At 73.2% G+C, this 21460-nt stretch carries 22 protein-coding genes and 2 pseudogenes; 14 read left to right on the forward strand and 10 right to left on the reverse strand.

Annotation, left to right across the window (positions count from 1 at the left end; genetic code table 11):
* Positions 1–45: 45 nt before the first annotated feature.
* The 4 genes from L2C96_RS01495 to L2C96_RS01510 are packed head-to-tail and all read left to right on the forward strand — an operon-like array spanning position 46 to position 2931.
* Entirely contained in the window at positions 46–1038 is a 993-nt protein-coding gene (locus L2C96_RS01495; RefSeq protein WP_237334802.1) for an ABC transporter ATP-binding protein, read from the forward strand.
* A complete protein-coding gene (locus L2C96_RS01500; protein WP_237334803.1) occupies positions 1038–1967 on the forward strand; it encodes an SDR family NAD(P)-dependent oxidoreductase in 930 nt (309 codons plus the stop codon). The genes L2C96_RS01495 and L2C96_RS01500 overlap by 1 nt, the downstream gene beginning before the upstream one ends.
* Before the next feature lie 22 nt (positions 1968–1989).
* The gene (locus tag L2C96_RS01505; RefSeq protein ID WP_237334804.1) at positions 1990–2484 is read left to right on the forward strand and encodes an NUDIX domain-containing protein; all 495 of its coding nucleotides are present in this window, start codon (positions 1990–1992) and stop codon (positions 2482–2484) included.
* Between the two features lie 39 nt (positions 2485–2523).
* Complete coding sequence (locus tag L2C96_RS01510) at positions 2524–2931, forward strand: VOC family protein (protein ID WP_039791441.1); 408 nt, start codon at positions 2524–2526, stop codon at positions 2929–2931.
* Between the two features lie 30 nt (positions 2932–2961).
* Here L2C96_RS01510 and L2C96_RS01515 read toward each other — a convergent pair whose 3' ends face one another.
* Together L2C96_RS01515 and L2C96_RS01520 are read right to left on the reverse strand one after the other, a co-directional pair.
* Complete coding sequence (locus L2C96_RS01515) at positions 2962–3681, reverse strand: haloacid dehalogenase type II (protein ID WP_237334805.1); 720 nt, start codon at positions 3679–3681, stop codon at positions 2962–2964.
* The gene (locus L2C96_RS01520; protein ID WP_020418007.1) at positions 3678–4259 is read right to left on the reverse strand and encodes a helix-turn-helix domain-containing protein; all 582 of its coding nucleotides are present in this window, start codon (positions 4257–4259) and stop codon (positions 3678–3680) included. Before L2C96_RS01520 ends, L2C96_RS01515 begins: the two co-directional genes overlap by 4 nt.
* A gap of 125 nt (positions 4260–4384) precedes the next feature.
* Between L2C96_RS01520 and glmS the strand changes: the two genes are divergently transcribed.
* The 6 genes from glmS (at position 4385) to L2C96_RS01550 (ending at position 10417) form a co-directional block, all read left to right on the forward strand.
* Entirely contained in the window at positions 4385–6196 is a 1812-nt protein-coding gene (glmS, locus tag L2C96_RS01525) for a glutamine--fructose-6-phosphate transaminase (isomerizing) (protein WP_237334806.1), read from the forward strand.
* A gap of 24 nt (positions 6197–6220) precedes the next feature.
* Positions 6221–6760, forward strand: a complete 540-nt coding sequence (locus L2C96_RS01530; RefSeq protein WP_237334807.1) for a PadR family transcriptional regulator — start codon at positions 6221–6223, stop codon at positions 6758–6760.
* A 2-nt stretch (positions 6761–6762) separates the two neighbouring features.
* On the forward strand, positions 6763–7380 hold the full coding sequence (locus L2C96_RS01535; RefSeq protein WP_237334808.1) for a GyrI-like domain-containing protein: 618 nt from the start codon (positions 6763–6765) through the stop codon (positions 7378–7380).
* 179 nt (positions 7381–7559) lie between these two features.
* Positions 7560–8447 (forward strand): universal stress protein, encoded by an 888-nt coding sequence (locus L2C96_RS01540; protein WP_237334809.1) that lies wholly within the window; start codon positions 7560–7562, stop codon positions 8445–8447.
* Positions 8448–8526: 79 nt separating this feature from the next.
* A complete protein-coding gene (locus tag L2C96_RS01545; protein WP_237334810.1) occupies positions 8527–10053 on the forward strand; it encodes an aldehyde dehydrogenase family protein in 1527 nt (508 codons plus the stop codon).
* Between the two features lie 70 nt (positions 10054–10123).
* A complete protein-coding gene (locus L2C96_RS01550) occupies positions 10124–10417 on the forward strand; it encodes a putative quinol monooxygenase (RefSeq protein ID WP_237334811.1) in 294 nt (97 codons plus the stop codon).
* Positions 10418–10427: 10 nt separating this feature from the next.
* On the opposite strand, the pseudogene L2C96_RS01555 reads toward L2C96_RS01550, so the two are convergent.
* Together L2C96_RS01555 and L2C96_RS44265 are read right to left on the reverse strand one after the other, a co-directional pair.
* Positions 10428–11540: pseudogene (locus L2C96_RS01555) on the reverse strand (DUF885 domain-containing protein).
* 91 nt (positions 11541–11631) lie between these two features.
* Positions 11632–11997: pseudogene (locus L2C96_RS44265) on the reverse strand (DUF885 family protein); the annotation flags it as partial.
* A gap of 143 nt (positions 11998–12140) precedes the next feature.
* On the opposite strand from L2C96_RS44265, the gene L2C96_RS01560 reads away from it, so the two are divergent.
* On the forward strand, positions 12141–14204 hold the full coding sequence (locus L2C96_RS01560; RefSeq protein WP_237334812.1) for an NAD(+) synthase: 2064 nt from the start codon (positions 12141–12143) through the stop codon (positions 14202–14204).
* A 66-nt stretch (positions 14205–14270) separates the two neighbouring features.
* Here the strand turns inward: L2C96_RS01560 and L2C96_RS01565 are convergent, their stop codons facing one another.
* The gene (locus L2C96_RS01565; RefSeq protein ID WP_020417998.1) at positions 14271–14540 is read right to left on the reverse strand and encodes a dsRBD fold-containing protein; all 270 of its coding nucleotides are present in this window, start codon (positions 14538–14540) and stop codon (positions 14271–14273) included.
* Between the two features lie 68 nt (positions 14541–14608).
* Positions 14609–15331, reverse strand: coding sequence for a CPBP family intramembrane glutamic endopeptidase (locus L2C96_RS01570; protein WP_237334813.1), 723 nt, complete (start codon positions 15329–15331; stop codon positions 14609–14611).
* Positions 15332–15483: 152 nt separating this feature from the next.
* Here L2C96_RS01570 and L2C96_RS01575 point away from each other — a divergent pair, with 152 nt between their 5' ends.
* Together L2C96_RS01575 and L2C96_RS01580 are read left to right on the forward strand one after the other, a co-directional pair.
* Complete coding sequence (locus tag L2C96_RS01575) at positions 15484–16074, forward strand: Rv1733c family protein (protein WP_020417996.1); 591 nt, start codon at positions 15484–15486, stop codon at positions 16072–16074.
* On the forward strand, positions 16071–16247 hold the full coding sequence (locus L2C96_RS01580) for a hypothetical protein (RefSeq protein ID WP_020417995.1): 177 nt from the start codon (positions 16071–16073) through the stop codon (positions 16245–16247). The genes L2C96_RS01575 and L2C96_RS01580 overlap by 4 nt, the downstream gene beginning before the upstream one ends.
* Before the next feature lie 30 nt (positions 16248–16277).
* Here L2C96_RS01580 and L2C96_RS01585 read toward each other — a convergent pair whose 3' ends face one another.
* The 3 genes from L2C96_RS01585 to L2C96_RS01595 form a co-directional block, all read right to left on the reverse strand.
* The gene (locus L2C96_RS01585; protein ID WP_237334814.1) at positions 16278–16931 is read right to left on the reverse strand and encodes a response regulator; all 654 of its coding nucleotides are present in this window, start codon (positions 16929–16931) and stop codon (positions 16278–16280) included.
* 107 nt (positions 16932–17038) lie between these two features.
* On the reverse strand, positions 17039–18037 hold the full coding sequence (locus L2C96_RS01590) for a zinc-binding alcohol dehydrogenase family protein (protein ID WP_237334815.1): 999 nt from the start codon (positions 18035–18037) through the stop codon (positions 17039–17041).
* A 71-nt stretch (positions 18038–18108) separates the two neighbouring features.
* Positions 18109–18681, reverse strand: coding sequence for a TetR/AcrR family transcriptional regulator (locus tag L2C96_RS01595; RefSeq protein ID WP_237334816.1), 573 nt, complete (start codon positions 18679–18681; stop codon positions 18109–18111).
* Positions 18682–18769: 88 nt separating this feature from the next.
* Here L2C96_RS01595 and L2C96_RS01600 point away from each other — a divergent pair, with 88 nt between their 5' ends.
* Positions 18770–19642, forward strand: coding sequence for an NAD-dependent epimerase/dehydratase family protein (locus L2C96_RS01600; RefSeq protein WP_237334817.1), 873 nt, complete (start codon positions 18770–18772; stop codon positions 19640–19642).
* Here L2C96_RS01600 and L2C96_RS01605 read toward each other — a convergent pair.
* A complete protein-coding gene (locus tag L2C96_RS01605; protein WP_193354349.1) occupies positions 19639–21363 on the reverse strand; it encodes a GAF domain-containing sensor histidine kinase in 1725 nt (574 codons plus the stop codon). The two genes, L2C96_RS01600 and L2C96_RS01605, sit on opposite strands and share 4 nt — an antisense overlap.
* Positions 21364–21460 lie beyond the last annotated feature (97 nt).

Below are 21460 nucleotides of genomic sequence, written 5' to 3' on the forward strand. Positions count from 1 at the left end.
TGCGGCCGGGCGGGCCGGCCTGTCCACTGCGGACGGAGCGCACCGATGACCACTGTGGAAGAACCGCTGCTGGAAGCACGCAACCTGGTGCAGGAGTTCACCGTCCGGGGCCGGGGTGGCACGCGTGGCGGGGTGGTGCACGCGTTGTCCGAGGTGTCGTTCGACATCCGTCCGCGCGAGACGCTCGGCGTGGTGGGGGAGACCGGCTCGGGCAAGTCGACCCTGGCCCGATCGATCCTGCAGGCCCCGCGGCCCAAGGCGGGCTCGGTGCGGTTGCGCGGCGTGGACCTCGCGACCGTGACGGGCCGCCGGCTCGCGGACGCCCGGCGCCACGTGCAGATGGTGTTCCAGGACCCGTTCGGCTCCCTCAACCCGCGGTGGCGCGTCACCGACATCGTCGAGGAGCCCATGGTCGGCTACCGCACCGCGCCCGCCGCCGAGCGGCGCCGCCGGGCGCGGGACCTGCTGGACCTCGTCGGCCTGAACCCGGACACGTTCGGGCAGCGGCGTCCGCACGAGTTGTCCGGCGGGCAGTGCCAGCGGGTCGCGATCGCCCGCGCGCTGGCGCTCGACCCGGCGCTGATCGTGTGCGACGAAGCGGTGTCCTCTTTGGACGTGCTGATCCAGGCGCAGGTGCTGAACCTGTTCGAGCGGCTGCGGTCGGAGCTGGGGCTGTCCTACCTGTTCATCTCGCACGACCTGGCGCTGGTCAAGCAGGTCAGCGACCGGGTCGGGGTGATGCACCTCGGGCAGCTGTGCGAGATCGGCCCGGCGGAGGAGATCTACCGCGCGCCCCGCCACCCGTACACGGTCGCGCTGCTGGAGTCCATCCCGCACGTGGACGCCGACGCGGCCGCGAACCGCCGTCCGGTCACCATCCGCGGCGAGCCGCCGTCGCCGATCTCACCGCCCAGCGGCTGCCGGTTCCGCACCCGCTGCCCGCGGGCGCGGGACAAGTGCGCCGTGGAAACACCGCTGCTGCGCGAGCTGGCGCCCGGCCACCAGGCCGCCTGTCACTTCCCGGAGGAGGACGTCTGATGGAGATCTCGCTCGACGGCAAGGTGGCGCTGGTGACCGGCGCCGGGCCGAACATCGGCAGCGGCATCGCGCTCGCGCTGGCCCGCTACGGCGCCAAGGTGGCGTGCAACGACCTGGACCCGGCGGCGGCGAAGGCCGCGGCCGACCGGATCGAGCGCAACGGGGGCACCGCGATGGCCGTCCCCGGCGACGTGACGGACCCCGAGCAGGTCCGCGAGTACCTGGCGACCGTCGTGGACGCCTGGGGGCACGTCGACATCCTGGTCAACAACGCGGCGCTGCTCGGCGGGCGCGGGGTGCTGGACGAGAGCCCGGACTTCTTCCAGCGCGCGGTGAACGTGGCCGCGATGGGCAACTTCCTCAACACCCAGCTGGTCGGCAGGCACATGGCGGAGCGGGGGATCCGCGGCTCGATCGTGGCGATCTCGTCGTCCAACGGCTGGTCCGGCAGCGCCGGGGTGATCGCGTACGCGTTCCACAAGGGCGGGGTCAACAACTTCGTCCGGGCGGCGGCGATGGACCTCGCGCCGTACGGGATCCGCGTCAACAGCTTCACCCCGACCGCGCCGACCCCGGACAACCCGGCGCTGATCGCGGAGCAGGGGCCGGGCGGCGTGCTGGACAGGCCGCGCCGGGCCGGGATCGGCGTCGCGGACGGCGACGAGGAGTGGCGCCGCCCGTCGCGGTGGGCGGGGGAGCGGGTGCCGCTGGTGCCGATGGGCACGACCGGCACCCCGACCGACATCGGGCACGCGGTGGCGTGGCTGTGCTCGGACTACGCGCGCCTGATCACCGGCTGCGACCTGGTCGTCGACGGCGGCGCCCGTGCCAAGAACTTCGCCTACCACCCGGCGCCGGCGAGCGAGCTGGCCGGCCCGGCGCCGCTGATCCCGCTCGACGTGACGGGCGAGCTGGACCGGGAGGGGTGATCGGCCCCGCTATCCTGGCCCGATGCGGGTGCGGCACGCGGTGCGGGCGGTCATGCTGGACGACGACGACCGGATCCTGTTGTGCCGCATGCGGATCGCGCCGCCGGGCACGGCCGTGTGGATCACCCCGGGCGGCGGCGTCGAGGACGGCGAGTCCTTGCTGGAAGCGCTGCGCAGGGAGCTGCTCGAGGAGACCGGCTTCGTGCTCGACGGCGGCCCGCTGCCGCACGTGTGGCGCCGGGAGGCGCCCGCGCCGCCGGAGCTGACCGGCCACGACGCGGTCGCCGACGACTTCTTCCTGGTCCGCACGACGGCCTTCACGCCGCGCGGGACGTTCGACGACGAGGCGCTGGCCGCCGAGAACATCACCGGCTTCCGCTGGTGGACGCTCGACGAGATCGCCGCCTACCGCGGTCCGGACCTGTTCGCGCCCCGCGACCTCGCGACGCCGTTGCGGGCGCTGATCGAGGCCGGCGCGCCCGCGGCGCCGGTGCGGGTCGGCGGAAGCGCAAGATAGGAGAAGCGCGCGGCGGCGATCCGGTCATAGGGTGCGGACATGACGAATCAGATGATCTTCGTGAACCTGCCCGTCGCCGACCTGGACCGGGCCAAGAAGTTCTGGTCCGACCTGGGGTACGAGTTCAACGCGCAGTTCACCGACGAGAACGCGGCCTGCCTGGTGTTCAGCGACACGATCTACGCGATGCTGCTGAGAAACGACTTCTTCACGACCTTCACCGACAAGCAGATCACCGACAGCGCCAAGTCCACCGAGGTGCTGCTGGCCCTGTCCGCCGAGAGCCGGGAGGCCGTGGACACCCTGGTGGACAAGGCGGTCGCCGCGGGCGGGCGGGAGACCCGCGACCCGATGGACCAGGGGTTCATGTACCAGCGCGTGTTCGAGGACCCGGACGGCCACAACTGGGAGATCATCTGGATGGACCCGTCCCAGGCCAACGGCTGAGGCTGTATAACGACCTATACGGCACGGCGTTCAGCAGCCGAACAGGCCGGCCAGCTCGCCGAAGTCCGAGGCCACCAGATCGGCGGGGAAGTCTCCGGGCCGGTCGGCCTGGTGGTGTGGTCCCTTCTCGGCGGGCCGCTCGAGGAACGCCGTGCGCAGCCCGGCCGCGCGTGCGCCCGCCAGGTCCCAGGCGTGGGCGGCGACCATCAGCACCTCGCCGGGCGCCACGTCCAGCAGGCCGGCCGCGGTCCGGTACACCGCCGCGGACGGCTTGTAGTCGCGGGCCAGCTCGGCGGACAGGATGCAGTCGAACGGCAGGGCGGCGTCCTTCACCAGGTGGGTGAGCAGCGCGAACCCGCCGTTCGACAGCGCCGCCACGACGTGCCGGGACCGCAGCCGCGCCAGGCCTGCCGCGGCGTCCGGCCACGCGGGCAGCCGGTGCCAGGCGCGCACCAGCCGGCGCCGGGCGTCTTCGCCGAGGGACACGCCGTGCTCGTCGAGCAGCGCGTCCAGCGACTCGCGGTGCAGCGTGTCCAGGACGGCCCACTCCCGTGAGCCGTCCTGCACGCGGCCCATCGAGGGCAGGTACCTGTCCCGCCACGCGGAGGTGAACTCGCCCGCGTCCACGTCGATCCCGGCCTCGGCGAAGACCGGCGCGACCTGGTCGCGCACGCCGCTGTACCAGTCGACGGTGGTGCCGAAGATGTCGCACGCGATCACCCGGATCGCGCCGGCGTCGAAGCCGCTCATGACTCGCCTTTCGGTCGTGCCCGGACGTGCAGCCGTTCCCCCTGCGGGCCGAACAGGCTGAGGATCTCGGCAGGCTCCGGGCCGGGGTTGCCGAACCAGTGCGGCGTGCGGGTGTCGAACTCCGCGGCCTCGCCGGGCGTCAGGATCACGTCGTGGTCGCCGAGGACGAGCCGCAGCCGCCCGGAGAGCACGTACATCCACTCGTAGCCCTCGTGCACCTTCTGCTCGGGCTCGCGCGAGGGCTTCCCGGGCGGGTAGATCATCTTGAACGCCTGCAGCCCGCCCGGCCGCCGGGTCAGCGGCACGATCGTCACGCCGAACCGCACGACCGGCTTGGCGTGCACCCGCGGATCCCCGGTCTCCGGCGCGCCGACCAGCTCGTCGAGGGTAACCTGGTGGACGCGGGCCAGCGGCAGCAGCAGCTCCAGCGTCGGCTTCCGCCCGCCGGACTCCAGCCGCGACAGCGTGCTCACCGAGATCCCCGTCGCCTCGGCCAGCTGCGCCAGCGTGACGCGCCGCTGCTTGCGCAGCGCCCGCAGCCGCGGCCCGACCGCGCCGAACAAGTCCTCGTCGCTCATGCCGCCATCCTGCCGCAGCGGAAAACGGACCCGGGCACGACGCGCCCGCCGCGGGAACCCCGGTAACGGCGGTCGCCGGACGGGCGACTTCGACAGCATCCCGGCCGCGGAAGGGAAGGCGCGCCATGTGCGGAATCGTGGGTTACCTGGGCCGTCGGCCCGCGTTGCCGATCCTGCTGGAAGGCCTGCGGCGGCTGGAGTACCGCGGCTACGACTCGGCAGGCGTCGCGCTCGCCAGGGACGGCAGGCTGCTGGTGCGCAAGGCGGCCGTGCGCGTGGCGGAGCTGACCCGGCTCACCGCGAACCTGGCGGGCAGCACCACCGGCATCGCGCACACCCGCTGGGCCACGCACGGCCCGGCCACCGCCACCAACGCCCACCCGCACACCGACGCCGGGCGGCGGATCGCGGTGGTGCACAACGGGATCATCGAGAACGCGACCGCGTTGCGCACCGCGTTGAGCGCCTCCGGGGTGCGGCTGGTGTCCGACACCGACAGCGAGGTCCTCGCCCACCTGATCGCCGCCGCGGCCGCACGCGGCGGCACGCTCACCGAAGCGGTGCGCACGGCGCTGGCCGACGTCGAGGGCACCTACGGGCTCCTCGTGCTCGACGCCGAGCGCCCGGACGTGCTGGTCGCCGCCCGGCACGGCAGCCCGCTCGTGCTCGGGCTCGGCGACCACGAGATGTACGTGGCCTCCGACCTGGCCGCGCTGGTCCGGCACACCCAGCAGGTCGTCTACCTCGAGGACGGCGAGCTGGCCACGATCCGCGCGGACGGGTTCGAGACCAGCAGCGGCGCCGACCGGCAGCCCACGGTCGTGGAGGAGGTGCCCGGGGACTACGAGCTGGGCGGGTTCCCGGACTACATGGCGAAGGAGATCGCCGAGCAGCCCGAGGCGGCGCAGCGGGTGCTGCGCGGCCGGCTCGACGAGCGGCTGGGCACCGCGCGTCTGGACGGCCTCCGGTTCACCGCCCGCGAGCTGCGCGGCATCCGGCGGGTCAAGTTCCTCGGCTGCGGATCGGCCTACTACGCGGGGCAGGTGGGCGCCGGGCTCGTCGAGGAGCTGGCGCGGGTGCCCGCCGACGCGGAACCGGCCGCCGAGTTCCGCTACCGCAACCCGGTGGTGGACCCGGACTGCCTCTACGTCGCGGTGAGCCAGTCCGGCGAGACCGCCGACACCCTCGCCACGGTGGAGGAGCTGCAGCGCAAGGGCGGACGGGTGGTCGGCGCGGTCAACGTCGTGGGCTCGGCGATCGCGCGCGAGTGCGACAGCGGCGTGTTCCTGCACGCCGGGCCGGAGATCTCGGTGGCCTCGACGAAGGCGTTCACGAACATGGCCGTGGCGTTCGCGCTGCTCGCCCTCACGCTGGGGCGGGTCCGCGACCTCTCGCTGGCCGAGGGCAGGCGGATCGCGGGCGCGCTGGCGGAGCTGCCGGAGCGGATCGGGGAAGTGCTCGCGGAGTCCGACCGGATCGCGTCGCTGGCCGGCCGGTTCGCCGACGCCGAGCACGTGTTCTTCCTCGGCCGGGTGCGCGGCTGGCCGGTGGCGCGGGAGGGCGCCCAGAAGCTGAAGGAGATCTCCTACGTGCACGCGGAGGCCTACCAGGCCTCGGAGCTCAAGCACGGCCCGCTGGCGCTGGTGGACCCCGCGATGCCGAGCGTGGTGCTGATCCCGGACGACGAGCTGGCCGCGAAGAACCTCGGCACGATCGAGCAGGTGAAGGCGCGCGGCGGCCCGGTCGTCGCGGTCACCACGACCGGACTGGCGGTGCCCGGCGCCGACGACGTGGTCCGGATCCCCTCCGCCGGCCCGGAGCTGGACCCGGTCCTGCTCACGATTCCGCTCCAGCTGCTGGCCTACCACACCGCACGCAAGCTCGGCCGGGACATCGACAAGCCACGCAACCTCGCCAAGAGCGTCACCGTGGAGTAGTTGTTCTAGTGCTAGAGTAACCGCGTGCCCGCACTGACCCCGGCCGAGCTGACACTGCTCGGCCTGCTCGTCGAGCGGCCCCGGCACGGCTACGAGCTGGACGAGGTCATCACCGCCCGCGGCATGCGGGAGTGGACCGAGATCGGGTTCAGCTCGATCTACTACCTGCTGGGGCGTCTGCGTGACCGCGGGCTGATCACCGAGGTCGCGAGCGCGGGCACCGGACGGGCCAAGGCACGCAAGGTGTTCGGGCCGACGCCGGAGGGCCGCCGGCTCTGCGCGGCCGAGGCGGAGGCGGCCGTCGCCGAGCTGCGGCCGGTGTTCCCGCCGGTCCTGGTCGGACTGGCCAGCCAGCCGCTCATCCCGCCGGAGCGCCTGCGTGAGGCGCTGGCCGCGCGCGCCGCCGCGCTGGACGAACGCCTCGGCACCCTCCGCCGCGCCGCCGACGCCCAATCGGACGCGCCGGCTTTCGTCCGGGCGATCTTCGGCTTCTCGCTCCACCAGCTCGCCGCCGAGCAGCGGTGGCTGACCGAATACCGCGCCACACTCGAAGGGGACGCCTGACGATGCCCGGCTACGACCCGAAACGGGAGCTCAAGGCGCTGTACGCGCCGAAGAACACCGACTGGGCGTTCGTCGACGTGCCCGAGCAGCGGTTCATCGCGATCGACGGCAGCGGCGACCCGAACACCTCGCCGGAGTACGCGCGGGCGGTCCAGGCGCTGTACGCGGTGGCCTACACGATCAAGTTCGCCGTCCGCCGCGCCGGGGGCGAGGAGTTCGTGGTGGGGCCGCTGGAAGGGCTGTGGTGGGCCGACGATTACGGCGTGTTCACCCGGCGCGAGAAGGACGCCTGGCACTGGACGATGCTGATCAGCCAGCCGCCCTGGGTGGACGAGGAGCTGGTCGAGCAGGCGCGGCAGGACGCGCTCGCCAAGAAGCAGCTGCCCGCGATCGGCGGAGTTCGCTTCCACACGCTGCACGAGGGGCGCTGCGCCCAGTTGCTGCACATCGGGCCGTACGACGACGAGGGCCCGGCGCTGGCGCGGCTCGGCGACCACCTCGCCGCGCACGGGCTGCGGCACTCCGGTCTGCACCACGAGATCTACCTCGGCGACCCGCGCCGGGCCGCGCCGGAGAAGCTGCGGACGGTCCTGCGCCAGCCCGTGGCGCCCAGCGCCTGAGGCCCAGCACGTGAGGGCCCACCGCCTGAGGCCCAGCGCCTGAGGCCCAGCGCCTGAGGCGGGGACTTTCGCGGGGTCTTCGGCCTCGCCGACCGAGGACCAAGTGCCCTTCGCCCCGTGGCCGCGGCCCGGGAAGCTGGGGGTGCGGCGATCGGCCCGCCCGGGACAGGGAGAAGACCATGGATTTCGCAGGCGCCGGCAACAGCGTGGTGGTGGGCGTGGACGGCTCGCCCGGTTCACAGCGGGCCGTCGGGTGGGGCGCGCGCGAGGCGTCGCGGATGGCTCTGCCCCTGATTCTGGTGCACGGCTTCGGGATCCCGGACGCGTTCGCCGGCGAGGCGTTCCCGCCGGGGGACTGGCTGTCGGCGCACGAGCTGCACGCGGAGCGGCTGCTGGCCGGTGCGCGGCGGCAGGCCTGGCGGATCGATCCGGACCTCCCGGTGACGGTCGAGGCGAGCCTGGACGGCCCGATCCCGTTGCTGGTCAAGAAATCCGACACGGCGCGGATGCTGGTGCTCGGATCGGCCGGGCGGAGCGCGCTGCGCGACCTGCTGATCGGGTCGACCGCGCTGGCGCTGGCCGTGCACGGGCACTCGCCGATCACCGTGGTCCGCGGCGGGGAACCCGCGGACGACGCGCCGGTGGTCGTCGGCGTCGACGGGTACGCGCCTGCCGAGCCCGCGATCGGCCTGGCCTTCGAGGAAGCCGCCGCGCGGGACGTGGAACTGGTGGCCGTGCACGTGTGGAACGACTTCGACCTGGCCGAGGCGTTCGGGTTCGTGCGCGACCCCTTCGGCACGGCGCCGCGCGAGGACGCCGAGCGCGAGGTGCTGGACCGGTCGCTGGCGCCGTGGCGGGTCAAGTACCCGGAGGTGACCGTGCGGGCCGTGGCCGAGCGCGAGCAGCCCCGCACGCGGCTGCTGGACTGGAGCGCGCGGGCGCAGCTGCTCGTGGCGGGCAGCCGGGGCCGCGGTGGATTCCGCGGCATGCTGCTCGGGTCCACGGCGCAGGCGCTGATCCACCACTCCGAATGCCCTGTGCTGATCGCCCGTTCGCCACTGGATTAGGGACCTTCGCCCCTTTTCCCCGGCAACGCGCACCGCGTTCGCTGGGTGGGACCGTCGCGCACGGTGAGGAGTTTCGGAAATGAGATACGTGCCTCCCGGGTTGCCTGGCAGTTCCGTTCCGGTGCTGCCTCGCTATGACAATTTCATCGGGGGGAAATGGCTGGCCCCGACCGAGGGCCGGTACCGGCCGGTGATCAGCCCGGCGACCGCGCGCACGATCTGCGAAACCGCCGACTCCAGCGCCGCCGACCTGGAGCTGGCGCTCGACGCCGCGCACGTCGCGCGCGACACTTGGGGCGAGTGCACGCACACCCGCCGGGCCGCGATCCTCACCGCCGCGGCGGACGCGATCGAAGACAACGCCGAGATGCTGGCGGTATGTGAAAGCTGGGAGACCGGGCGCCCGATTCGCGAGGCCCTTGGCGTCGACATTCCGCTCGCCGTCGACCATTTCCGCTATTTCGCCGACGTCGTGCGCGGTGAGGAGGGGATCGTCTCCGGAATCGACGACGACGTGCTGGCGTATCAGTTCCGGGAACCGCTCGGCGTGGTCGCCCAGTTCCTTCCGGTGCATTTTCCGGTGCTCGTCGCGGCGTGGAACCTGGCGCCCGCGCTGGCCGCGGGCAACTGCTCGGTCCTCAAGCCGGCCTCGGACGCGTCGTGGTCGGTGCTGAAGCTGGCTGAGGTGATCGGCGAGGTGATCCCGCCGGGCGTGTTCAACATCGTCACCGGCCGGGGCGAGGGCGTCGGCCGCGACCTGGCGAGCAGCCGCCGGATCGCGAAGGTCGTGTTCAGCGGCGAAACCGCCACCGGGCGGCGGATCCTGTCCTGCGCGGCGCCGAACCTGGTGCCGGTGTGGCTGGACGTGGGAGCCCGCTCGCCGAACGTGTTCTTCGCCGACGTGCTGGCCGATGAGGACGGTTTCCTCGACCGCGCGGTGGACGCGATGGTGCGGTCCGCCTCCGACGAGGGACTGGTGTGCACCTGCCCGTCGCGGGCGCTGGTCCAGGAGCCGGTCTACGACGAGTTCGTGGGGCGGGCCCTGGAGCGGATCGCCGAGCTGGTGGTCGACGACCCGCTGGACACCGCCACCCGCGTCGGGCCGCGGGGCGGCCCCGAGCAGCTCGCCCGGCTCGAGTCCTGTGTGGACACCGGGCGGAGCGAGGGCGCGACCGTCCTGATCGGCGGGCACCGGGTGACCGTGGGCGACGAGTTCACCGACGGCTACTTCTACGCCCCGACGGTGCTGCAGGGCCACAACCGGATGCGCGTGTTCCGCGAGGACCTGTTCGGGCCGGTGCTGGCGGTCACCTCGTTCACCGACGAGGAGCAGGCGATCGCGATCGCCAACGACTCGCGCAACGGGCCCGGCGCCGGGGTGTGGACCCGCGACGGCGACCGCGCCTACCGCGTCGGGCGCGCGGTGAAGGCCAGCCGGGTCTGGACCAACTGCTACCACAACTACTCGTCGGCGGCGACCTACGCCTGCACCCCGGCGACCGGGGTGGGCCGGGAGTCTCACCGGCTGGTCCTGGACCAGTACAGCCAGATGAAGAGCCTCGTGGTCAGCCACAGCCGCCGGTACTCCGGGCCGCTCGCCGGCTGAGCCGCCTGTCCTCGGGGGAGGATCCCGTTCGTCGGTGGGGAAAGGACGGACCGGCGGACAGGAGAATCCCATGCCGATCATCATCGCCGGGCACGTGGCCGTGGCGGACGACGAGCGCGACACCTACGTCGCGGCCCACGCCGATCTGGTGCGGCGGGCGCGCGAAGCCCCCGGCTGCCTCGATTTCGCCATCTCCGCCGACCCGCTCGACCCCGGGCGCGTCAACACCTTCGAGCGGTGGGAGTCCCGCGAGGACCTCGACGCGTGGCGCCGGGTCGCCAGGGCGCGGCGCACCGGCATCCGGATCCGCGGCGGGCGGGTCGCGGAGTACCCGGTCGAGGCCGAGGTGCCGGTGTTCGGGTGAGCGCCGCTCGTCAGAGCGCGGCCAGCTCCGGCTCCAGGTCGTCCAGGCCGAGCGTGCCCACCGACAGCGCCGCCATGTGCCAGGCCTTCAGCTCGAACCGCGGGTTGCGGGCCCTGGCCGCCGCGCGCCCGGCCAGCCAGGCGCGCTCGCCGAGCTTGTAGCTGATCGCCTGGCCCGGCACGCCCAGGTACCGCACGATCTCGCTGTCCAGGAACGCGGACTCACGCGTGGTGTGGGCGCCGAAGAACGCGCGGCCGGTCTCGGCGGTCCAGCGCAGGCCGGGGCCGAGCCCGGCCTCCTCCGGCACCGGCAGCCCCAGGTGCATGCCGATGTCGACGATCACGCGGATGATCCGCATCATCTGCGAGTCGAGGTAGCCCAGGCGGGCTGCCGGGTCGTCGAGGTAGCCCAGCTCGTCCATCAGGCGCTCGGCGTAGAGCGCCCAGCCCTCGGTGGTGGCGCTGACCGAACCGGCGCTGGTCTGGAACAGCGACAGCCGCCCGGACAACGTGGTCCAGTGGCCGAACTGCAGGTGGTGGCCCGGCACGGACTCGTGGTACCACGTGCTGATCAGCGTTTACAGTGGAAAGCGGGTCTGCCCGAGCGTGGGCAGCCAGGTGCGGCCGGGCCGGGAGAAGTCCCGCGCGGGCCGCGTGTAGTACGGCGCGGCCGCGCTGCCGGGCGGGGCCAGCCGGGTCTCCAGCACCCGCACCGGCGGCGCCAGGTCGAAGTGCCTGCCGTCCAGGTCGTCCATCGCGCGCGCGGTGAGGTCGGCCAGCCAGCGGCGGACTTCCTCCGCGCCCTCGACGACCGGGCCCTCCCGGTCCAGGTACGCCATCGCCTCCAGCACCGGCGCGCCGGGCAGCACGCGGCCCGCTTCGGCGCGCATCTGCGCGGCCAGGGCGCGGTACTCCGCCCACGCCCACTCGGTGGTCGCGGCGAGGTCGAGGTGCGCGCCGGTCCACTGGCGGGCGTGCAGCAGGTAGCGCTCCTCGCCGACGCCGTCGGGGGTCCCCTCGGCGCGAGGCAGGTAGTCGGCGGCGAGGAAGCCGCGCAACCCGGTCAGGGCGTCCTGCGCGGCGGTGCACGCCCGGTCCAGGTCGGCGCAACGCCGGTGGCACATCGGCCCCGGCGGTGAACCCGGCGAACCAGCCCTCCCACGCGTCCAGCTGGGCGATCGCCGTCTCCACCTGCCGCGGCGCGGCGAACAGGCCGCGCCGCACGCCCTCGCGCAGCGACTCGGCGTACCCGGCCAGCGCGCCCGGCACGCGCGCGACCCGGCGGGCGATCACCGCCCAGTCCTCCGCGGAGTCCGTGGGCATCATCAGGAAGGTGTTCCGCAGGCCCTGCAGCGGGCCGAGGATGTTGCGGATCATCCGCAGGTGCTCGCCTGCCGCGCTGACCGCCAGCCCGGTCTCCAGCCGCTCCCGCAGCAGCCGCGCGCAGCGGCGCTCGTCGTCGCCGCCGGGCTCCAGGCCGCGCAGCCGGGCCAGCGTCGCGGTCGCCAGCTCGTCCCGTTCCCGCTGGCCGGCGGGGGAGAGGTCGGTGAGCCGGTCCTCCCCGGGCGCGACGCCGAGCATGGTGCCCAGCTGGGGGTCGGCGGCGCAGGCCTGCGCGACGTGGGAGTCCGCGAGATCACGCACGGCGGTGGTGGGGTCGGGCACGGTCGGAGTCTAGATCTAGGCTCGACGGTGCACGGCACGCACGCGGAAACGGGGACAGTGTGACATCAGCGCAGGCCCACGACTTCACCTCGCTCTACCGGCACGGGTTCGTGCGGGTGGCCTCCGCGGTCCCGGAGCTCCGGGTCGCGGATCCGGAGTTCAACTGCGACGCCACGCTGGCGCTGGCCCGCCGCGCGGCCGCGGACGGGGTCGCGATCACGGTGTTCCCCGAGCTGGGCTTCTCCTCCTACACCGCCGACGACCTGTTCCACCAGAACGCGCTGCAGGCCGCGGTGGACGACGCTGTGGCGCGGTTCGTGCAGGAGTCGGCGGACCTGCCGGGCGTGTTCGCGATCGGCGCGCCGCAGCGGTTCGAGGGGCGGCTGTTCAACTGCGGCATCGTGGTGCACCGTGGCCAGGTCCTGGGCGTGGTGCCCAAGAGCTACCTGCCGGGCTACCGCGAGTTCTACGAGAAGCGCCAGTTCGTGGCGGCCAGGGACGCGGTGTCCGAGCGGGTGCTGGTGGCGGGCCAGGACGTGCCGTTCGGCAGTGACCTGCTGTTCGCCGCGCCGAACGTGCCTGGCCTGGTGTTCCACGTCGAGATCTGCGAGGACGGCTGGGTGCCGGTGACGCCGAGCGGGTTCGGCGCGATGGCGGGCGCCACGGTGCTGCTGAACCTCTCGGCGAGCAACATCGTGATCGGCAAGGCCGGCTACCGGCGCAACCTGTGCACCAACCACTCGGCCCGCTACATCGCCGCGTACCTGTACTCGGCGGCCGGGCCGGGGGAGTCCACGACGGACCTGGCGTGGGACGGGCAGGCGGTGATCGCGGAGAACGGGTCGCTGCTGGCCGAGGGCGAGCGGTTCGAGTCGAACCAGCTGGTGACCGCCGACGTCGACCTGGAGCGGCTGGCCGCCGACCGGTTGCGCATGACCAGCTTCAACGACAACGCGCACGACCACCGGGAGCGGCTAAAGTCCTTCCGCCGCGTGGACTTCGAGCTGGAGCTGCCGCCGGGGCCGGTGCGGCTGCGCCGGGAGATCCAGCGGTTCCCGTACGTCCCGGCGAACACCGCCGACCGCAACGAGCGCTGCCGCGAGGTGCACCACATCCAGGTGCAGGGCCTGACGCAGCGGCTCGCGGCGACCGGGATCGAGAAGGTCGTGATCGGCGTGTCCGGCGGGCTCGACTCGACGCAGGCGCTGATCATCGCCGCGCAGAGCATGGACAAGCTCGGGCTGCCGCGGGAGAACGTGCTGGCCTACACGATGCCCGGGTTCGCCACCACGAACCACACGCTGACCAACGCGCACAAGCTGATGAAGGCGCTGGGCACGTCGGCGCACGAGATCGACATCCGGCCCTCGGCGCGGCAGATGCTGGCCGACCTGGGACATCCGGCCGCGGACGGCTCGCCGGTGTACGACGTGACGTTCGAGAACGTGCAGGCGGGGGAGCGGACCTCGCACCTGTTCCGGCTGGCCAACCACCACGGCGCGCTCGTGGTCGGCACCGGCGACCTGAGCGAGCAGGCGCTGGGGTGGGCGACCTACGGGGTGGGCGACCAGATGTCGCACTACAACGTGAACGCCTCGGTGCCCAAGACGCTGATCCGGTACCTGATCGCGTGGGAGGTGGCGACCGAGCAGCTGGGCGAGGGCGCCGACGAGGTGCTGCGGTCGATCCTGGCCACCGAGATCTCGCCGGAGCTGGTGCCCGGCGACGGGCCGGACTCGGGGCCGTCGCAGAGTTCCGAGGCGAAGGTCGGGCCGTACGAGCTGCAGGACTTCCACCTGTACTACCTGCTGCGGTTCGGCTACCGTCCCAGCCGCATCGCCTACCTGGCGCAGCACGCGTGGGGCGATGTCGACGCCGGGCGGTGGCCGGACCTGGTGCCGGAGTCCGAGCGCAACAGCTACGACCTGCCGACGATCAAGAAGTGGCTGCGCGAGTTCCTGTGGCGGTTCATCCAGACCAGCCAGTTCAAGCGCTCCGCGATGCCCAACGCGCCGAAGGTCGGCTCCGGCGGGTCGCTCTCCCCGCGCGGCGACTGGCGCGCCCCGAGCGACGCCAGCGCGCGGGCCTGGCTCGACGAGCTGGAGGCCAACGTTCCGGGCTAAAGCGTGTTTCGGAAGTGGCTTGCGTGGCGCCGCGGGCAGCCCCGCCTGCGGTCGTCCTCGACAGCGCTAGTTGACGCGCGGCCCGGGGAAGGTGAACTGCGTGTCGATGTCGGAGGCGACCGCCTCGAGCAGCTCCTCGGTGAGGTCGCTCAGGGCCCGCGCGAGGGCCAGCTCCGCCGCGATGCCGGGCAGGTGCAGCCCGCGCGGGCCGTTCTCGACGAGGCCGATGCCGGTGAACCGGGTGCCGTCGGTGCCGCCGAGCCGGACTTCCGCGCGCGTCACACCCCCGATCTCGTCCAGTCCGATGTCCATCTTCCACTGGCCGGGGTGCCGCATGAACGCTCCTAGTTCGACTGGCCCCACTGTCCTCGTCGTCGTGGTCGCCGCCCAAGGGCCGGAAGTCCCTAACCGGCGCGGCCTGCGAACCACGCGAGCACGAGCCCGCCCGAGTTGAGCGCCAGGTGCACCAGCGCGGGGGCCAGCACCCCGCGCCCGGCGTAGCGGAGCGCGCAGAGCGCGACACCGGCCACCGCGGCGCCGAGCATCGCCAGCGCCGACAGGACCGGCAGGGGCAGGGCGCCGACGGCCGCGTCGACGCCCGCGTTGCGGCGCAACGCCAGCGACGGCAGCAGGTGCCACAGCCCGAACAACGCGGATGCGCCGAGGACGGGCCGCCACCGCCAGCGTTCGCCGCCGCCCAGCAAGGCGGGCAGCACCCCGCGGAACGCGACCTCTTCCACGAGCACGGTGCCGAGCGGGATCCGCACCAGCGCGAGCCACACCAGCTCGGCGGGCGGGTGCTGCCCGACGCGGCCGTCCTGGAACAGCGGCCGCAGCGCCGGCACGGCGAGGGCGACGCCGAAGCCGGCCGCGACGACCAGGCACGCGACGCCACCGGTGGCCGCCGAACGGCGCCACTGCCGCCGGGACAGACCGAGCTCGGCGAACCCGCGGCCGGACAGGCGCGCGAGTCCGATGAGGACACCCGCCGTCACCGCCCCGCACAGGGGGTAGGCCCACCCGGGCAGCACGCGGTTGGCCAGTGTCGTGGCCGCGGCCAGCACCGCGACGGCGCCGAGGACGGCCGTGCGGCGGGTCAGCGGGGGAGCGGTGCCGGTGTCGCGCATCCACCCCAGTCTGCCCGCGCGCCGCCGGTTCCGCGTCCAAGGGACCAACGGCCCTTCACCTCCGGCCGCGCGGACGTCACGCTTGAGCCGGGTGGTGGAAGGACTCGGGACATGTGCGGCGGAACCGGGGCGGTGCGGGCGGGGGCAGGCCGGTGACGCCCGCACCCGAGTCGTGGCCCGCCCGGTTCTGGCGCCTGATCCACCCGGGCGGGCCGCTGGTGCGCCCGTGGGACCGCTGGGAGGCGCGCCTGCTGGTGACGGCGATCCTGCTGGCGGTGGTCGCCGTGCCGGTGGCGGGGGTCCTCGTGTCGGAGGTGTACGTCCGCCACGCCGAGCTGGCGCGGGCGCAGCAGGCCGACCGGACCCAGGTGACGGCCGTGGTGCTGGCCGACGCCGGGTCCTTCGTGGCCGGCGGGCCCGCGGTGCAGGTGGCGGAGGTGCCCGCGCTGTGGCGGCTGCCGGACGGGACCGAGCGCAGCGGCCCGGTCAGCGTCCCGGCGGGCACGGACCAGGGCGCGCGGCTGCCGATCTGGGTCGACGGGGCGGGGGAGCCGGTGCCGCCGCCGCTGTCGGCGTTCAACGCGCTGACCATCGCGCTCAGCGTCGGCCTGCTCGGGTGGCTCGGCGTGGTGCTGGTGCTCACGCTCGTCGTGCTGGCGGTGCACCTCGCGCTCGACCGGGTCCGCGCGGCGGCGTGGGCGCGCGAGTGGGAGACGCTCGGCCAGGGAAGGAGTGGACGATGAACGACCTGGAGAGCCGGAAGGCGGCGCGGGAGGCGCGGGTGACCGCGGCGTCCCGGAGGGGCCGGCACACGACGGAGGAGATGGCGGAGTCGGCGATGCGGCGGTACTTCGCCGAGGAGGCCTACCGGGAGCGCGAGGAGCGGGAGCGCCGGGAACAGCACAAGGGTGTATAACGTCCTATACGGCGCGGCTTTTCCGCGAATTCATTCTTCACCCGTCACCCGCCTGCCCTCCCGCAGCTTAGTCGCGAGGACGGCGGCCTGGGTCCGCCGTTCCAGCCCCAGCTTGGTCAGCAGGCGCGAGACGTAGTTCTTCACGGTCTTCTCCGCGAGGAACATCCGCTCGGCGATCTGGCGGTTGGTCAGGCCTTCGCCGATGAGGCCGAGCAGCGTCCGCTCGCGGTCGCTCAGCGCGGCGAACGGGCCGGTCTCGACGGCGTCCGCGCGCAGCTTCGCCATCAGGGTCGCGGCCGCGCGGGTGTCCAGCAGCGATCGTCCACTGCCGACCTCGCGCACCGCCGAAATGAGCTGCAGCCCCTGGATGTCCTTGATGACGTACCCGCCGGCACCGGCCAGGATCGCGTTGAGCATCGCCTCCTCGTCGGTGTAGGAGGTCAGGATCAGCACGTTCAGCTCGGGCAGCCGGGAACGCAGCTCGCGGCACAGCTCGATGCCGTTGCCGTCGGGCAGGCGGACGTCCAGCACCGCCACGTCCGGCCGCAGCGCCAGAATCCGGGACAGCGCCTGCGCGGCGGTGGACGCTTCGCCGACCACCGTCAAGGCCGGATCCGCCTCGAGCAGGTCGGCGACACCGCGGCGCACGACCTCGTGGTCGTCGACGAGGAAGACCTTGATCATTCCGCCATCCCTTCGCCACACGGAACCCTCCCAGGCTACGGAAGCCCGGTCCGTCGCGACACGGCTTAGGTCCCCGATCCCAGGGGACCAAGGTCACCTGACGGACGTCAAGGGACCAGCACCGCCGCGCCGGCGACCCGGTCGGCCGCCAGGTCGGCGAGCGCCTGGTCGGCCTGGTCGAGGCTGTAGGCGGTGGTGACGATCCGCAGGTGGTGCTCGCCGGCGAAGTCCAGGAACTCCCGCGCGTCGCGGCGGGTGTTGGCGGTGACGCTGCGCAGGGTGCGTTCCTGGAACAGGTGGTGCTGGTAGTTCAGGGACGGGACGTCGGTCAGGTGGATCCCGGCGATCGCGAGGGTGCCGCCGCGGTCCAGCGCCGCCAGCGCGGGCGGGACGAGTTCGCCGGCCGGGGCGAACAGGATCGCCGCGTCGAGCGGTTCCGGCGGCGGGTCGGCGGCGTCGCCCGCGGAGGCCGCGCCCAGGTCGAGGGCGAGTTGCCGAGCCTGGGCGCTGCGGGTCAGGACGTGCACGGTGGCGCCCTCGGCGAGGGCGACCTGGGCCGCCAGGTGGGCGCTGGCGCCGAAGCCGTAGACGCCGAGGCGCCCGTGGTGGGGCAGGTCGGCCCGGCGCAGCGCGCGGTAGCCGATGATGCCGGCGCACAGCAGCGGGGCGAGCTCGGTGACCGAGTAGCCGCTGGGGAGCCGGTGGGCGTAGGCGGCGGGGACGGTGGTGAAGCGGGCGTAGCCGCCGTCGGCGTCCCAGCCGGTGTAACGGGAGCGCGGGCAGAGGTTCTCCGCGCCGCGGCGGCAGTAAGCGCATTCCCCGCAGGTGCCGCGCAGCCAGGCCGCGCCCACCCGGTCGCCGACCGCGAAGCCGGTGACGTGCGGGCCGAGGGCCGCGACCTCGCCGACGACCTCGTGCCCGGGCACCACCCCGGTGCGGTGCACCGGCAGGTCCCCCTCGACGACGTGCAGATCGGTGCGGCACACCCCGCACGCGAGCACGCGCAGCAGCAGTTCGCCGTCACCGACGTCGGGCACCGGTTCGTTGCGGAGTTCGAACTTGCGGGTGCCCGGAGGCCCGGGCCGGAACACTCGCCAGGCGTGCATGATCCCAGCCTCGCCGAGCCAGGGGCGGCCGGTAAGGGCCGAAGGACCCTGGCGCGCCCGTGGGCGCGGGTTCAGGCGAGGGTGGCGACCGCGGTGCGGAGTTCGTCGAGGGCCTGGCGGGCGAGCTCGGGGAACGGCTGGTCGTTGGCGGGTTCGATCCACCGCTCGAACGCGCGGGTGAAGGCGCGGACGCCGAGGTCGGCGGCGAGGCTCGCGGCGGGGTCCGGCACGCCGCGCGCGGTGAGCGCTTCCGTCATCGCCGCGCCGAGACCGGCGCGTTTGAACACCTCGCGTTCCCGCAGTTCCTTGTGGGCGGCGATGACGTCGTGCAGGCGGGGGCCGAACTCGCGTTGTTCCGGCACGAAGGTGGCGGTGACGGCGTCGAGGGCGGCGGCGACGGCTTGCAGCGGGGTGGCGCCGGCGGGTGCGCCGGCGATGCCGTCGGCGAGGAGCCGGGCGTGCACTTCTTGTCCGGCGAAGAGCACTTCGCGCTTGTCGGGGAAGTGGCGGAAGAACGTGGTCTTGGTGAGGCCGGCGCGTTCGGCGATCTGCGCCACGGTGGTCTTGTCGTAGCCCTGCTCGGCGAACAGGTCGATGGCGGCGCGCACCAGGCGCATGCGCGCGTTCGGTTCCCAGCGGCCCATGCGCACAGCCTAGGTGATGTGACTGAGTACCGTCACTTCCGCTACAGTGACGGTACTCAGTCACATCACTTTCAGCGGGAGGCTCCGCATGCGGGTTTTCGTCACGGGTGCCGGCGGTCACATCGGTTCCGCCGTCGTCACCGAACTGCTCCAGGCCGGGCACGAGGTCGTGGGCCTGGCCCGTTCGGAGTCCTCGGCCGCCGCGGTGAAGGCGCTCGGCGCCGAGGTGCGCTTGGGCGATCTGGCGGACACCGACGGGCTGCGTGCGGCCGCGGCCGGCGCGGACGCGGTCGTCCACCTGGCCTTCGACAACGCCGCGGCGCTGGCCGGGGACTGGTCCGCGGCGGCGGCGGCCGACCTGGCCGCGGCGCGGGCGTTCGGCGAGGCGCTGGCGGGCACGGGCAAGGCCCTCGTCGGGATCGGGATGCCGGCCGTGGCGGACGAGGTTCTCGCGGCGAACCCGCGGCTCGCGACCGGGCGGCTGATCGCCGGGCTGGCCGGGCAGGGGGTCCGCGCTGTGCTCGTGGCGGTGCCACAGGTGGTGCACAGCACGCGGGACCGGAGCGGTTTCGTGCCGACGCTGATCAGGATCGCGCGGGCGAGCGGTGTCTCGTGTTACCTGGGCGACGGCGCGAACCGCTGGCCCGCGGTGCACACGCTGGACCTGGCCCGCCTCTACCGGCTGGCGGTGGAGCAGGCGCCCGCGGGAGCGCAGCTGATCGCAGCGGCGGAGGAGGGCGTGCGGGTGCGGGACATCGCCGAGGTGATCGGCCGCCACCTGGGGGTCCCGGTGCGCAGCGTCCCGGCCGAGCAGGCCGCTGGTCGCTTCGGGCCTTTCGCGCCGCTGATGAGCATCGACAACCCGTTGTCCGACGTGGACACCCGCCGCCTGCTCGGCTGGGAGCCGGTGCACCCCGCCCTCATGGCGGATCTCGAGGAGGGGCACTACTTCGCCGGTTAAGTCACCGGAGCGGACCAGGTCAGCCGGGTGCCGCCGCCGTCCAGCGCGGTCACCGAGCACGTGCCGCCGGCCTGGGTGGCGCGTTCGGCGAGGTTGTGCAGGCCGCTGCGGGCGACCTTGCCGGGGATGCCGGTGCCGTTGTCGACGACGTCGATGACGAGGTCGTCGTCGACGGAGACGGTGATCGTCAGGGTGGTCGCGCGGGCGTGGCGGACCGCGTTGGACAACGCCTCCCGGAGCACCGCCTCGGCGTGTTCGGCCAGGTCGCTGCCGACGACGCCGATCGGGCCGGACATCCGCACCGTGGTGCGCAGGCCGGTGTCGCCGGTGACCTCGGCGATGATCTCGTTGAGCCGCTTGCGCAGCTGGGTGGTGCCCTGCAGGCCGCCGTGCAGGTCGAAGATCGCGGTGCGGATTTCCGCGACGATGCTCTGCACGTCGTCGATCATGTCGGCCAGCCGCCGCTGGATCTCCGGGTTGCGGGAGCGCATGTGGGTGCTCTGCAGGGCCAGCCCGTGGGCGAAGAGCCGCTGGATGACGTGGTCGTGCAGGTCGCGGGCGATGCGGTCGCGGTCGGAGACCACCTTGAGCTCGTTGATGGAGCGCTGGTCCTCGGCCAGTTGCAGGGCGAGCGCGGCCTGGTCGGCGAACGCGGCGGCGAGCGGGAGCTGGGTGCCGTCGAACGGGTCCTGGCCCGCCTTGCGCAGGGTGACCAGCACGCCGGAGACGTAGTCGCGGGACGCGCGCAGCGGCAGGACCAGCGCGGGCCCGAACTCGTGGGTGAGGTCGTAGGCGAGGTTCTCCACGCGGCGCGGCTGGGCGTCGGTGTAGGCGGCGCCGCAGCTGGAGCCCTCGATCGGAATCTCGCGGCCGATGAGCGGGTCGGAGTCCAGGCCCGCCGAGACGGTGACCGTCAGGTGGGTGACGTCGGCGGGCGGGAGGTCGGGGTCGTCGGGCTGGGCGATGAAGGCGTAGTCGGCGCCGGCGAGGGCGAGGGCGCGGTTGGCGATCAGGTAGAGGACGTCGGTGGGGTCGGCGGCGGCGAGCAGTTCGGCGCGGATCTCGCTGGTGGCTTCCTGCCAGCGTTGCCGCAGCTGGGCTTCTTCGTAGAGGCGGGCGTTCTCCACGGCGATGCCGGCCGCGGCGGCCAGCGCCTGCACGACGACCTCGTCGTCCTCGGTGAACGGCTGGCCGTTGCTCTTTTCGGTGAGGTAGAGGTTGCCGAACACCTCGTTGCGCACGCGCACCGGGACGCCGAGGAAGGTCTTCATCGGCGGGTGGTGCGCGGGGAACCCGGAGGACGCGACGTGCTGGGAAAGATCGTCCAGCCGGATCGGTTTCGGTTGCTGGATCAGCAGTCCGAGCAGGCCGTGGCCGGTGGGCAGGTCGCCGATCTCGCGGCGGGTGGCTTCGTCGATGCCCTCGTAGACGAATTCGGCGAGGCCTTCGCGGTCCTGGTTGAGCACGCCGAGGGCGCCGTAGCGGCAGTCGACGAGGTTGATGGCGGCGTGCACGATGCGGCGCAGGGTGGCGTCGAGTTCGAGACCGCCCGCGACGGCGAGCATCGCCTCGAGCAGGCCGTCCATCTGGTCGCGCGACTGCACCAGCTGCTCGATGCGGTCCTGCACTTCCCGGAGCAGTTCCCGCAATCGCAACTGGGACAACGTTTCCCGTAACCCGGACAAGGGTGGGGCCTCGTCGGAGTCGTCGGTCCCGGGCATAGCAGCCAGACTCGCATGTCACCTGGGAGAACACCAGTCAAAAGGCGAGGTGGCGCGGGGCGAGTTTCACCGCCGATAGGGCACAAAGGCCTCATCG

It is taken from the genome of Amycolatopsis tucumanensis (assembly GCF_021654135.1).
Classification (GTDB): Bacteria; Actinomycetota; Actinomycetes; order Mycobacteriales; family Pseudonocardiaceae; genus Amycolatopsis_E; species Amycolatopsis_E tucumanensis.